This is a genomic window from Larkinella ripae (assembly GCF_054780775.1).
The window spans coordinates 883,753-897,827 of the sequence record NZ_BAAGVR010000001.1 but is presented as its reverse complement, the minus strand read 5'-3'; the positions used below and the strand labels follow the sequence as shown (position 1 = coordinate 897,827).

The 14,075-nt window shown below is 56.2% G+C and carries 10 protein-coding genes; 9 read left to right on the top strand and 1 reads right to left on the bottom strand.

Translation table 11 applies throughout. The annotated features are described in order from the left end of the window. The first annotated feature begins 229 nt into the window (after positions 1-229). From ACYVHX_RS03640 to ACYVHX_RS03625, 4 genes are all read left to right on the top strand, one after another. A complete protein-coding gene (locus tag ACYVHX_RS03640) occupies positions 230-727 on the top strand; it encodes a hypothetical protein (protein WP_460670232.1) in 498 nt (165 codons plus the stop codon). A gap of 152 nt (positions 728-879) precedes the next feature. Next, positions 880-1,776, top strand: a complete 897-nt coding sequence (locus tag ACYVHX_RS03635) for a winged helix-turn-helix domain-containing protein (RefSeq protein WP_460670231.1) — start codon at positions 880-882, stop codon at positions 1,774-1,776. A gap of 60 nt (positions 1,777-1,836) precedes the next feature. Further along, entirely contained in the window at positions 1,837-4,260 is a 2,424-nt protein-coding gene (locus tag ACYVHX_RS03630) for an ABC transporter permease (RefSeq protein ID WP_460670230.1), read from the top strand. Positions 4,261-4,499: 239 nt separating this feature from the next. Continuing rightward, on the top strand, positions 4,500-6,908 hold the full coding sequence (locus ACYVHX_RS03625; RefSeq protein ID WP_460670229.1) for an ABC transporter permease: 2,409 nt from the start codon (positions 4,500-4,502) through the stop codon (positions 6,906-6,908). A 63-nt stretch (positions 6,909-6,971) separates the two neighbouring features. Here the strand turns inward: ACYVHX_RS03625 and ACYVHX_RS03620 are convergent, their stop codons facing one another. Beyond that, the gene (locus ACYVHX_RS03620; RefSeq protein ID WP_460670228.1) at positions 6,972-8,933 is read right to left on the bottom strand and encodes a glycoside hydrolase family 97 protein; all 1,962 of its coding nucleotides are present in this window, start codon (positions 8,931-8,933) and stop codon (positions 6,972-6,974) included. A 509-nt stretch (positions 8,934-9,442) separates the two neighbouring features. Between ACYVHX_RS03620 and lepB the strand changes: the two genes are divergently transcribed. The 5 genes from lepB to ACYVHX_RS03595 all read left to right on the top strand — a co-directional run bounded on the left by lepB (position 9,443) and on the right by ACYVHX_RS03595 (position 14,069). After that, the gene (lepB, locus tag ACYVHX_RS03615; protein ID WP_460670227.1) at positions 9,443-10,606 is read left to right on the top strand and encodes a signal peptidase I; all 1,164 of its coding nucleotides are present in this window, start codon (positions 9,443-9,445) and stop codon (positions 10,604-10,606) included. Between the two features lie 81 nt (positions 10,607-10,687). Next, a complete protein-coding gene (locus ACYVHX_RS03610) occupies positions 10,688-10,990 on the top strand; it encodes a DUF1330 domain-containing protein (protein WP_460670226.1) in 303 nt (100 codons plus the stop codon). A 273-nt stretch (positions 10,991-11,263) separates the two neighbouring features. Then, positions 11,264-12,112 (top strand): hypothetical protein, encoded by an 849-nt coding sequence (locus ACYVHX_RS03605; protein WP_460670225.1) that lies wholly within the window; start codon positions 11,264-11,266, stop codon positions 12,110-12,112. A 23-nt stretch (positions 12,113-12,135) separates the two neighbouring features. Beyond that, complete coding sequence (locus ACYVHX_RS03600; protein ID WP_460670224.1) at positions 12,136-12,996, top strand: alpha/beta fold hydrolase; 861 nt, start codon at positions 12,136-12,138, stop codon at positions 12,994-12,996. A 152-nt stretch (positions 12,997-13,148) separates the two neighbouring features. Next, entirely contained in the window at positions 13,149-14,069 is a 921-nt protein-coding gene (locus ACYVHX_RS03595) for a bestrophin family protein (protein ID WP_460670223.1), read from the top strand. The last annotated feature ends 6 nt before the right edge of the window (positions 14,070-14,075 follow it).

Sequence of the window (14,075 nt, the reverse complement as noted above, 5' to 3'; positions counted from 1 at the left end):
TTTTAAACTAGCGGATGTTGTTCTGAATACGCCCATTTTGCCGGGATCGGGGATGGCCCCGGAAGGATTTGCAAAGAGCCAGGGGTTTGGTCAATTCGCTGAAAAACCGCCTGCACGGGCTTCATACAAAGCTTTTACAATTCCTTTACAATCTTTTACCGGTGATTTTCGGCGGGGTTTACGGCAACGGATACCTTTGACCTGTGCTCATTTAAACAGGACTGTCATCATGTCAACAATCAGGATTTCAATCGTCGCAATTTGTTCCCTGCTGCTGGGCTTGTCGGGCCAGAGTACGCCGAAGGAGCGTTCAGAAAACCGGGTCGCAACGCTGAACCGCGGGCTGACCGGTGAAGAGGAAAAGAGGGTTTTCTACGGAAATCCCTTGCTGGTCGACGGGTTTCCGCTGGATTATACCTGGTTTTCGATCCAGAGCCGGGGGAAATTATCGGTCGTTGCGGGTGACCCCAGTGAACCCGATGCCGTCAAAATACCCATCCGGGTTTACCTCCGGCGCGAAGGGGTCAATGTGGGTCCGGATGGGTCGGGTATGTGCCGGGGCGCGGTTGACGTCAATCTGGCGGAAGTCATGAGCGGAGCCCGGGCCGGCGACGAACTGGTGATTGAACCCCTCCGGAAAGAAGACGCGGTAGCCAGGCGCGTCATCCGGTTGAAACTTTTCTGGTTCCTTCCGAACCCCATGGGCCGAAAAGGCGACGGTTGTTAGGCCGCCAGCGCTGCGCCATAAGCGGTTTTTGCGCGCAACGGGGAAAAGGCCGGACCCAATCGGACTGCCTGACCCGGGAGACGCTTGACGAACTGTGAAGAATTGGCGAAATTGAAGACCGATCCGGTTTTTCGGGATAAAACGAAAGGGATATGAAAAAAACGACGCCACTCCTTGCCGTGGTCGCGGTTCTGCTGATCGCGCTGCTCTTTGTGCAGTTTGCCGTTCGCTCGACGCCGGTTGATGATTCGGTTTTTGCGGAAAAAGTCAATCTTGCCCTCCGCCGAACCGCCCACCAGCTGCTGGTGGCGGTGGGCGATTCCACGTCGAAAATACCGCCGGTGCAGCAAACCGATGCCCATACGTTTCTGGTCCGCTTCAACCGCTCCTTTCAGTACGGCCAATTACCGGGTTTGTTGCAAAAATCCCTGGACGTTCACGGCATCAAAACCGGCTATGATGTGGCGGTTCGGGATTGTGCCAAAGGCGAGCTGCAACTGGGCTACACCTTTCTGGACCTGAGGGAAAAAGGCGGGGTTGCCTGTGTGAATCGCGAGCAGGAAAAAGGCTGCTACACCCTGCAGGTACGGTTTTCCGCGCCGGAAGCCGGATCGCAGCCGGTCGTTGTCTGGTGGCTGGTGGCCGTCGGCAGCCTGGTCGCGGGCCTGATTTTTGTCGTCCGGCGCACGCTAAAACCGGTGGAGGAACCGGCCGGGGGAGCAGTCCACTTGCCGCAGTCGGAACGGCTTTCCTTCGGTACGTCCAGTCTGGATGTCGCCAACCAGCTTCTTTATTCGGGACCCAACCAGCACAAGCTGACGTACCGCGAAACCAAGCTCCTGCGCCTTTTCGTCGAGCATCCGAACCAGTTGCTGGAGCGTGATTTTATTCTCAAATCGGTTTGGGAGGACGAAGGCATCATTGTCGGACGGAGCGCCGACGTGTTTGTGTCGCGCCTGCGCAAACTGCTTCAGGGGGATCCGGGTCTGCGGATTTCGGCGGTTCACGGTGTTGGCTACCGGCTGGAAATCAGTACAAACGCGCTTTAAGCTGCCATTGATCACAGGTTCTCAAACCCAGGCTTACGCGGACTAACCGTTCGTGCGATTATGCTTCAAAACTATTTTAAAATCGCGTTGCGGCACCTGTGGCAAAACCGCCTGTATTCGGCCATCAATGGGCTGGGGCTGGCGGTCGGCATTGCCAGCGTAGTGCTGGCGATCCTGTACATCAAGGATGAACGGAGTTTTGACCGGTTTCACGAACGAAATCCGCACCTGTACCGCATCACGACGACGCTGACCGAAAGCAAGGGCGGGCAGGCCGAAACCAACGGCGGGACGGGGCAGGTGCAGGGGCCCGCGTTCAAAGCCGAGGTGCCGGAAGTCCGGGATTACGTGCGGGTGATGGGGGGCGACATCCAGGGAATGTTTGTGGTTGACCAGAAAGCGTTCATTTTGCAACCCTTCTTTGTCGATTCGACGTTCTTCAACGTGTTTTCGTTCAGGCTCCTGAGCGGAAATCCTAAAACCGCCCTGCGGGGCGCCGGAACGGTCGTCGTGACCGAACGGACGGCGCGGAAATTGTTTAACAGCCTTGATGTGATCGGCAAAACGCTGCTCGAAGACGGGCCTTCGGGTCGGCGGTTGGGGGCTTCCATCATCACCGGAGTGGTGCAGGACCCGCCCAAAAACTCTTCGCTGCAATTCGATCTGCTGTTTCCGTTTCAGTTCATGAAAGCTTCATTTGACGATACCGCCTGGCTGAACTCGTACCTGAGCACGTTTGTGGTGTTGCATCCACAAGCGGACGCGAAAACCGTTGTTCGGAAATTCGGTCGGGTCTACGCCGTTCACGCCCGGCAGCAGGTGGCCGAAAACCGGAAAAATTACGGGTTTGATCCTTCGATCCGCTACGGTTTACAGCCCATGACCGACATTCACCTGAATCCCTTATACCGGCGCGAAGGCAACCGCGAAGGGGGCGTCATCAACGGCAGCAACCCGGTTTTTTCGTACCTGTTTCTCGGCATTTCGGCCTTCATTCTGCTGATGGCGTCCATCAATTTTATCAACATCAGCCTGGCCAGTTCGCTGAAACGAACCAAGGAAATCGGGGTTCGGAAAGTGACGGGGAGCAGCCAGCGAATGCTAATTGTGCAATTCATGGGCGAATCGGCGATCCTGTGTTTACTTGCTTTTGGGCTGGCCATTCTGATCGCTCAACTGAGCCTGCCGGTTTTTAATCAGTTGGCCGAAAAAGCGATTGTGTTCAGTGAAATACTGGACGGCGAGTTGCTCGTCTATCTAATGATATTGCTGATCGTCAATGTGATACTGACCGGTTTTTATCCGGCTTTGGTGCTGTCTGCTTTCAGGCCAACCGAAGTTTTATACCGCAAACCGCAACGCTCGGGCCGGAACGGGTTCGGGCAAACGCTGGTGATGATTCAGTTTGCCCTGTCGGTTTTTCTGATGATTGCCACCACGGTTTTTTACTACCAGATGAAGTATGTGCGCACTAAAGATTTGGGCTACAATCCGGACCAGGTGATTACCACCTACATTCCCTACAGCGATGACCTGAAAGCCGCTCAGGCGTTTCTGCGGGCCGAACTGGCGAATGAACCGTCGATCCGGGAAATTTCATTCCATGGGGATTTAGGGGGTGGAACGTACGGGACGCGCGTGGGCGACCGCAAAATTGAAAGCAACTATCAGTACATTGACGAGCACTACCTGCCGGTTTTGGGCATTCGGCTCCGGGCCGGGCGTAATTTTTCATCTTCTTTCGGGTCTGATAAAACCGGCGCGGTACTGGTCAATGAAACGTTTGTGAAAACCGCCGGGTTGACGAAGCCCATCGGAAAAATGATCCGGCTGCACGAGAATTATCACCAGAAGTCCCTGATCATCGTCGGGGTCACCAACGATTTTCACGCCCGATCGTTGCGGGAGCGCGTTCCGCCGATGGCCCTGTTCATGCGGAACGATCAATCCAGTGGGGTTTTGGTGAAAATTGACAAAAACCGGCAGGAGGAAGCGATCGCGGGGTTGAAGAAGGCCTTCGGGAAAGCGTTTCTCAGGATGGAGATGGACTACGATTTTCTGGACCAGTCGAACGCCAAAGGGTATGCACTGGAGCAGAAATGGCAGCAGATTGTGGGGTACGAAACGGGGCTGGCGATGCTGATCTGCGGACTTGGGGTGTTCGGCCTAACCAAACTTGCCGCCCGGCAGCGCACCCGGGAGATCGGCGTTCGGAAGGTGCTGGGCGCGTCGGTTTTGAGCATCATCACCCTGCTGGCAAAAAGCTTTCTGAAACCGGTGCTGCTGGCGATGCTGATTGCCTCGCCCCTGGCGGCCTGGGCCATGAACCGCTGGTTGCAGAACTTCGCCTACCGCATTGATATTGAGTGGTGGATGGTTGCGCTGGCCGGTTTTTTGGCCGTCGGAATCACGATGGTGACGGTTTCGTTTCAAGGTGCCAAAGCCGCTTTGACAGATCCGGTGAAGAGTTTGAGAAGTGAATGAGGGGCGCTGGAACACAGCGTTTATCAGAGGTTCTCCGCTCAACTCTGATGTGCTCGGATTAACGCTGCGTAATAACCTTCTCTACCTTGTCCGGCTGCGAACGAAAGGCCGTCCGTTTGCGGACAAATGAATGATCAAAAACTAGCTGATTCGGCTGTTAATCAGTCAATTAGTAATTATGGTATATTGTTTGATCGTCTAAAAACCGTACCTTGACTGGACAGTGAACGACGAACTGTATGCTACGGAATTACCTGAAAATCGCCTTTCGAAACCTGCTGAAACACAAAACCTTCGGCTTTATCAACATCATCGGGGTTGCCATCGGGCTGGCGTGTTTTCTGCTGATTGCCCTCTACGTGCGCGACGAAATCAGTTACGACCGCTTTCATACCAAAGCGGACCGAACCTACCGGGTGTTGCGGACCTTTCTGAATTCCAACGACGGAACGGTTGAACTGAAACTAGGCACCGTGGCTCCCCCCTTCGGGCCGCTGATCAAGCAGGATTTTCCGGAAGCCGAGCAGGTAGTCCGGACGCTCAATTCGAGCGCGGTGCTGAAATACGGCGAACATACCTACAACGAAAACCGGGTTCTGTTTGCCGAAGAAAATATCTTCAAGGTGCTGGATTTCAAGGTTGTCAGCGGGAATCCGGTTCAGGCGCTGGTGCAGCCGTTTTCGATCATGCTGTCGCGGCCGGTGGCCGAAAAATACTTCGGAAAAGAAAACCCGATGGGAAAAAGCCTGCGGGGTGAAGGACAGTATGAGCTGATGGTAACGGGCGTGTTTGAACCCCTGCCGGCCCAATCCCACATCCACCCCGACATTCTGATCTCCTTCAATACCCTGAACGACAACCGGTTGTACGGCGCCGAAGGGCTGCGTACGAATTGGAGCAACAACTCCTTTCTGACGTACGTTCTGCTGGCCAAAGGGGCCGATCCGGAAAAACTGGTGAAGGCGTTTCCGGCTTTTCAAAACCGGCGCGTCGAACCCAAAGCATCAACGTATTCGGTGCTGGGTCTGCAAAAACTGACCGATATTCACCTGCGTTCGGATACGGACGATGGGCTGGAGGCCGCCGGAGATGTCCGGTACGTGTATCTGTTTTCGGCCATTGGGCTGTTTATCCTCCTGATTGCCTGCATCAACTACATGAACCTGGCCACGGCGCGCTCCGCCCTGCGGGCCAAGGAAGTCGGGATGCGGAAGGTGGTGGGCGCTCACCGGGCGCAACTGATTGGGCAGTTTCTGAGTGAATCCATTTTGCTGGTGGTTTTTGCCCTGAGCCTGGCCGTGGGGCTGGTGATCCTGTGCCTGCCCTTCCTGAATAATTTTACCCAGAAGGCCCTGACGATAAACCAGTTAATCAACCCGGTTTTCCTCAGTATTGTGGTGGGCATTACGCTGCTAACCGGGCTGGTGTCCGGAAGCTATCCGGCGTTCTTCCTGACCTCGTTTCAACCCGTTAGCGTGTTGAAAGGGAAAATCGCGTCGGCCCTGCGGACCGGGCGGCTCCGGCAGGGGCTGGTTGTCACCCAGTTTACCATTGCCGTGGTGCTGATCATCAGCACGGTGGTTGTCTACAGCCAGATGGCCTACATCCGGAACTACAAGCTGGGCTACCAGAAAGACCAGATCGTGCTGCTGCGGTCGGTCGAGGATTCGACGGTTGATTACGAAGCCCTGAAACAGGAACTCAAGCGCAACAGCGCCGTTCTGGCCGTGGGGCAATCGTCGCGGGTGCCCTCGGGGCGGTTGCTGGACTCCTGGGATGCGTACGTCGCCAAGGGCGACAGCATGGCGCCTACCAAGGTGATTCTGAAAGCGTTGACGATCGACCATGACTTCATCCCGACCTACGACATGAAAATGGCAGCCGGGCGTAATTTCTCCCGCTCGTACGCTACGGACGATACGGCGGCTTTTGTGCTGAACGAAACCGCAGCCCGGATGCTGGGGTGGAAGGATCCCACGCAGGCCATCGGGAAAGCGTTTGGGTACGGCCAACGGCGCGGACAAATCATCGGCGTCACCAAAGATTTTCATTTTGAATCCCTGAAACAGTCGATTCCGCCCATTGCCATGTTCCTTGAACCGGGCCGGCACAACTGGATTTCGGTGCACGTTGCGGGGGGAGCCGGTTTACAAAACAGCCTGGCTCACATTGAATCCATCTGGAAACGGCGGTTTCCGGCCCGGCCTTTCTTTTACGAATTTCTGGATCAGCGGTTTGGTCGCTTATACACCACGGAGCAAACGCAGCAGACGCTTTTCGGCATTTTTGCCGGCATCGCGATCCTGATTTCCTGCCTGGGGTTGTTTGGTTTGTCGATGTTTATCGCCGAGCAGCGCACCAAAGAAATCGGCATTCGTAAGGTGCTGGGCGCCACCACGCCGGGACTGGTCGCGTTGCTCTCCAAAGATTTGCTGAAACTGGTCCTGATCGCGCTGCTGCTGGCGTCGCCCCTGGCCTGGTGGGCGATGAACAAATGGCTGGAAGGATTCGTCTACCGGACGAGCATCAGCCCCTGGGTGTTTGTGCTCACGGCCGTGATCGCGCTCCTGATTGCCTTCGCCACGGTGTCGTTCCAGTCCATCAAAGCCGCCCTGATGAACCCCGTTCGCTCCCTGCGCTCGGAATGAGTGATGCGTGATCAATTATGAATGCTGAGTTATGAATGCTGAAGTAAGGCAGGACCGCCCGTCTTACTTCAGCATTTTCAGAAAAACCGCCTGACCGCCGGAGGCCAGCAGTTTGATGGGGAACTGATCCCGGGCCGTCACTTTTCGGACGGTTTTTCGGATTTTGCCCGTTCCGTCATCTTCGTGGCATTCGGCGGTATAGGTTTTTCCCGGTTCCAGAAACGCCAGCGGCAGCGAAACCGCCCGGGCTTCCGTGTTGGTGATCGTGCCCAGGTACCAGTCGGGACCTTTTCGCCGGGCCACCGACACCCATTGGCCGGGGCTGCCTTCCACCACTTTCGTATCGTCCCAGACCGTCGGCAGGGTTTTCCAGAACGCAATTTCGGCCCGATCCGGATAATGTTCTGGTTTACCGTACCAGTAGAGGTATTGCAGCGGACTGAAATAAATCACCGGCAGGGCCAGCTGGTGGCCTTTCGTGTTTTTCAGCCGGGCTTCGTTGAAGCAAAAAGTGTAGTCGGCGGCTCCGGCCACAAACCGGGTGAACGGCAGGACGGTGTTGTGCGTGGCATTCGGAAATTCTTCATTGCCCCGGATGCCTTCCTGGGTCAGCAGGTTCGGAAAGGTCCGGCTAAAACCGGTCGGGCTGTATTCATCGTGAATGTCTACCACCAGTTGGTGCTGGGCGGCTTTTCGGACGGCTTCGTGCACCCAGACCGTCCAGTGGTGGGAGCCGGTATGGACAAATCCAAACTTGACGCCACTGACGCCCCAGCTTTTGAACAGCGGAAACAAGGTGTCCAGTTGCCGTTCGAGCGCCCGGTGGTTGACGTACAGAATCACCTTTCTGCCTTTGGAGCGGGCGTACCGGATCGCTTCGGGTAATTCCAGGTCGCCTTTCGGATTGCGCCGGGGATCGACCGAAACCGTGGTGGCATCGGAAGCAATTTCGTATTCGTGCCCGTACCAGCCCGCATCAAAGTGGATGTAGTCAATGTTTTGCTCAACGGCAAAGTCAACCAGCTTTTTGGTCCCGCTGGTCGAAAGCGTCACTTCCCGCATCACTTTCCCCGGCTGAATCCAGCTCACATCTTTCAGCGGAGTTGGCGGATTGAGGTTCTGGATCAGGTAATTATGTTCCAGCAGTTCGCCCGGCCGCTCGCCGACCAGCACCACCCGCCAGGGCAGCGCATAGGGCGAGGTTTCGGTGACCGGGCCAAACAGCCGACTCACCAGCTGGCCGCTGGTGGCCGTATGCAGCCGGATGCGGGGATAATTGGTCTGCCCGGCCTGGGCGATGCAGGCCCACGACCCGTTGTTCAGTTTCAGCGTGACGGGCAGTTCCGCATCCCGGGTCCAGTTTTCGGGCGTCCGCTCTTCGTAACTCCCCTGCGCGTGGTCGGTAAAATAGGCTTTGGTGCCGGGCGGCAGCGCAAAATGCGTTTGTTCCTGCCCAATGTCCAGAATCTGCGTTCGCATGTTTTCCGGGAAAAAATACCGGAAAGCGACCCCTTCGTCGTAGGCCCGCACTACGACCTGCAACGCCCCCCGGTCGGCCGCTTCGTGCCGCAGGGTGATGACCAGTTCGTTGAACCGGTCGGGAATAATCGAGCGTTCTCCCCAAACCGGTTTCCAGGTGGTGTCCCTGCGGCTGCGGCTGACGGAAACAACCCGAAGGTTCCGATCCCAGTTTGGCGACCAGCTGTTCGGATTGGGACTCAGACCGAGGGACGAAGGCAGAATAACGGGCCGGTCGCGGTCCTGAATCTCGTAAGTCGGCACGCCCTCCGCCCGGATCGAAAACGCAAACCGGAGCCGCCCGTTGGGCGACCGGACCTGCAACGAATCGGGCGTCTGGGCCGTTAAACCGGCGCTGAACAAAATCAAAAACAAGAGAAAGAAAGAGGTACTGCGCGTCGGATACTGCATGCGGAAGTGATCTACGATTTTGGTTGAGAACGCGGTTGGGACGGATTGAAACGGATTCGAGCCGCTCCATCCGTATTCCGGTGGCGAAGGGGCCATCGGTTCACAACGCACGAAAACCGCTTCTCCCGGTAAAAGAATCCATTCGGATTTTAATACCCCGGATTCTGTTCAATTTTAGAAAAAAACTTCTTTTCGAGTCCAATCTGATGGGGGCCTGCCCACCGAAACGGTCCGCATCGAAGACGAATCCAGTCCGTATTACGTCCGCAAACTGCAACGGCTCAGTCCCAAACGGTCCCGGCGCCAGCAGGAAATCATCTACCTGCGGTTTTACGGAAACCCGATAATCAGGCGATTGCCGAACGAATGGCGCTCAGCCGGCAGGGCGTGGCCAACCTGCTCTGGCGCACCCTCCGGGAACTGAAAGAGTACGGGTACGTTGGGCTGATTCTGTGGATGCTGCCCGAATTCTGAGCCGGCCCCAACCATTCAGCAAACGAAAAGACCATTCCTATAAAATCCGGTTCGGGCCGGACGACGGAGCCGTATTTTACACCGGGTGCTGCGGTTTTCCGGCAGAACCGTGTTTTCAATCCCTGATCGTCATGCGCAAACAGCCAACCGGCAGCCCAACTGCCAAACCTAAAAAATCCTTCCTGCGGGAGTGGTTCGATTCCCTACTGTTTGCGGTTATTGCCGCGACGCTGATCCGGTTTCTGACGTTTGAAGCCTACGCCATTCCGACGCCATCGATGGAAAACAGCCTGATGGTGGGCGATTTTCTGTTTGTCAGCAAATTGCATTACGGCATTCGCACGCCCAAAACACCGCTGCAGGTGCCGCTCACGCACCAGACCATCTGGGGGACGAAAATCCCGTCGTACAGCGACCTGATTCAACTGCCGTCGTTTCGGCTACCCGGTTTTACGCAGGTGAAAAACGGTGATGTGGTGGTGTTCAACTTTCCGCCCCCGAAACCCGGCGAGCCCGATCATCCGGTCGATTTACGCACCAACCTGATCAAACGCTGCATCGGCATTCCGGGCGACAAACTGGAAGTCCGGCAGGAAACGGTCTACATCAACGGCCAGGTGTTTCCGGCCCCGGCCCGCTCGCAAACCACGTATTTTATTCGGACGACGGAGGTGCTGAACGAGCGGTTTTTCCGGAAATACAACATCGTCAACGATTACGTATCGGCGGAAGGGCCCTTCGTCAACTGGCAACCGGTTGAAGCCGCCAGCGAAGCGAATCCGGCGCCGGCGCTGGTGGGTTATCAGGTGACAACCACGGCCGAAACCATCGCGAAGATCCGGGAACTCGACTGGGTGCAATCCGTCGAACGGCTGACGGAGCCCGCCGGACAAGCAGAACCCGGTATTTACGGCGGGGCCGCCCAAGCCTGGAACCGCGACAATTTTGGCCCGCTCACCATCCCGAAAGCAGGGATGACGATTCCGATCAACGCGAAAACCGTTGCGCTGTACGGGCAGGTCATCAGCCGCTACGACGGCAACGAAAACGTCGTCGTTACGCCGACGGGCGTTACCGTCGACGGAAAACCGCTTAGCTCGTACACCTTCGAACAGGATTATTACTTCATGATGGGCGACAACCGGCACAATTCCGACGACTCGCGCTACTGGGGCTTCGTGCCGAAGGACCACATTGTGGGCAAGGCGGTTTTTGTCTGGATGTCCATTGACCCCACCCCCGCGACGGCCTGGGCCAAAATCCGCTGGAACCGGCTGTTTCGGGTGATTGAGTAGTGCGCTGATTGGGGCCGGCTGGCTCCGTTGCAAAGCCTGACCCGCCGATCCGGCCAAGAAAGCTTGAAAATGACTAAACCGATGCTTTACTACACCCAAATTCTGTTCATAAAACCGGGTCAGGAAACCGTATTCCATACTTTCGAAGACCACGTCCTGCCTTTGCTTCAAAACCACAACGGCGAGTTGCTCTACCGGGTCAGACCGCCGGAAGCTTCGGTGGTGGCCACCACCCTGGGTCATCCCTACGAAATTCATCTGGTGACGTTTGCGACCCGGGCCGATTTTGAAGCCTACCGCGACGACCCGCAGCGGCTGCACTATCTGGAGCTGAAAAACCAGTCCATTGAGCGGGTTTTGCTGATCGAAGGCACCGCTCTGTAAGCCGTTACCCGGGGTCGTTGATTCGGCCATTCGGGAGAAAACCGGGTGGAACCGATGCCCTCGGGAGCCAGTGCACGCCACTGTTCAGGCGTCATTTCTGCATGTTCAGCCCGCCCAATCCGCCGTTGATGACAAACCTGTCTGGACGGTCAGGTCACTGCGCGTAGTTTTGCCTTTGTAAACAAGTCCCGGAAAAGCGATACACACGACTGGTTTCTGGTCAGCGTTGCGCTCTTTTTGCCGGGGTCCATGAACGGGCATATGACTAGCAACATGAAAAAAACCGTATTTTCAAGGCTTCTTTCGCCGGCTTTCTTCGTGGGCGCGATGGCTCTGGGGGCGCTCACCTGGTCCTGTGATTCCAAAACCACTCACCAGCCGGAGCCCAAACCGCAACCGGAAACGCTTCAGCTTCAGAAAATCACGTCGGGTGAAAAAAGTTTTCAGAATTTCGGCTACAACGCCCAGGGGCAACTGGCTAATTTTCAGTCGTACTGGATTTATACCGATAGTGCGTCGACGGTTTATAGCCAGAATGCGGAATTTCAGTACGACGATCAGCAGCGGCTGAGTCAGATTTCCAGCAACGGAAAACCGTACGTGAAGTTCTTTTATGAAGGCAAGGTGCTGGATCGGGCCGAGGAGTATGACCACCGAAATCGGCTGGTGATAACCCACACCTATCTTTTTAATGCCGAGGGCCGGATCGTTGAGCTGCTGGATCTGATTCATGATCCTTACGAACCGACCTCCGACCCGGTTTCGTACCTGAAATCCCGCTATGAATACGATGGTCGCGGAAATGTGCAACGGGTTCAGTCCTTCACCCGGCGGGTGGGCGACCCGGCTGCGAAAGCCTGGCAAAATACGTACTACGAAGGATATGATGACAAAAAGAATCCGCAGCTTCCCGAAGTTAATTATCCGTTTCTTCCGCAGATGCGAACGATGGTGAATAATCCGGGAAAAATTACCGTAAAAAGCGCCGACAACAACACCGTTCTGGTGGAAGAACGCAATACGTACGGGTACAATGAGCAGGGCTACCCCGTCCGAAGAACCCAGCAGGTGACGACTACGAAACCGTTGCCGACCACAACCGTAAATTATCACTATAAATAAAATGCAACTTGATGGACGCCAACATGAAAAATGAAGGGAGTGTTGACATTCAGGGTTTTAGGTTAAACTATCGCATCGAAGGAGCGGGCGTTCCGGCGCTGGTCATTGGCAGCGCGGTGTACTATCCCCGAACTTTTTTGGGCGACCTTCGCCAGCAGTTGCAGCTGATTTTTATCGACCACCGGGGATTTGTTCCGGCCCCGGCCGGCCTTTGGCAGGACGACGATTTCTCGCTGGCGGTTTTGCTGAACGATATCGAAATCATTCGAAAGGCGTTGATGCTGGAGCGGTTTATCGTGATCGGCCATTCGGGCCACGCTTTTTTAGCGCTCGAATATGCCAAGAAATACCCGCAGCACGTTTCGCAGATCGTGATGATCGGGGCGAGTCCGGATTACAGCGCGGCCACGACGCAGGCCCGCTGGGCGTATTTTGCAAAAGAAGCTACGCCGGAACGCAAAACCGCCTTCGAGCAGAGCATGGCCCAACTGCCGGAGCGCCTTGCCGCCGATCCCGACCGGCGGTTCGTGCAGCTGTGTCTGTGCGCGGGCCCCGCCAGCTGGTTCGATTACCGGTTTGACGCTACGGCGTTGTGGGAGGGGGTTTATACGAACATGCCGGTGATCGACCACGTCTGGGGAGTGGTCTTTCGGGATATTGACATTACCGCCGGGCTGGCTCAACTCGACATTCCGGTTTTCCTGGCCCTCGGACGCTATGATTACCTCACGGGTCTGCCTTTTCTGTGGGAGGAGGTGCAGGCCCGGTTCAACGATTTGACAATCCGTATTTTTGAAGAAAGCGCGCACACGCCCCAGTTCGAAGAACCGGATGCGTTCAATCGGGCGTTGCTGGCGTGGATCACCGCAAAACCGCACGACTGACCGGTTTTTGTAAAAACCGCCTGCGGGATGCCGGGCCGAAGCGGCAGCGCCCGGCCAGTCGGGAAGCGGAAAACGTTTGGGTATTCTAGAAATTCTTCCTCTATTTTGCAGCCGTAACGCCGGTTTTCGGAAAATGGCGGAGCTGAAATGGAATGATTGTACGCCCTAAATACAACTGGTTTCGAATGCTTTTTGTCTGGCGAGGATCGGTTTTGCCCGCGCTGATTCCCCGCCTGATTCCCCTGTTTCTGCTCTCGTGCCTGATCGTGGCCCTGCAGGGGCAGGTGTTTCTGCACAAGATTCCGCTGACGCCCGCGCCCTTTACGCTCATCGGCATTGCCCTGGCTATTTTTCTGGGTTTTCGGAACAACGCCAGCTACGAACGGTTCTGGGAAGGGCGGAAACTCTGGGGCTCGCTTCTGATCGATTCGCGCTCACTCGCCCGGCAGGCCATCACCATGAGCGGTCTGCCCGCCGATTCGCCCCAGACGGCCCAGTTTGTCAATCTGTTGATTGCGTTTGCGTACGCCCTGAAACACCAGCTCCGGCAGACCAGTCCGGCCGCCGATCTGGAACGCCTGTTGCCCGCACCGCTGGCCGAAACCCTGCAATCCGTCCGGTTTAAACCGGTCCGGCTGCTGGTTGAGCTGGGAAAATGGGTGCAGCAGGGGCAACACGACGGGCGGATCGACACCCCCACCAGCCTGGCGTTTGATCAGAACCTGAATCTGCTTTCGGGCGTGGTCGGCGGCTGCGAACGCATTGCCAATACGCCGATTCCGTATACCTACAGTGTCCTGATGCACCGAACGGTTTACATCTACTGTTTCCTGCTGCCGTTTGGACTGGTGGACAGCATCGGCTGGATGACGCCCCTGATTGTCGTCTTTATCGGCTACACGTTCATTGCGCTGGAAGCCATTGGCAACGAGATTGAGGAGCCCTTTGGGGTGGAGCCCAACGACCTGGCGCTGAACCAGATGTGCCGCACGGTGGAAGTGTCGCTGCTCGAAATGATCGGCAAAACCGCCCCGGTCATTGCCGAAAAACCGGATCCGGCCTTTGTCGACTAGCGCCCG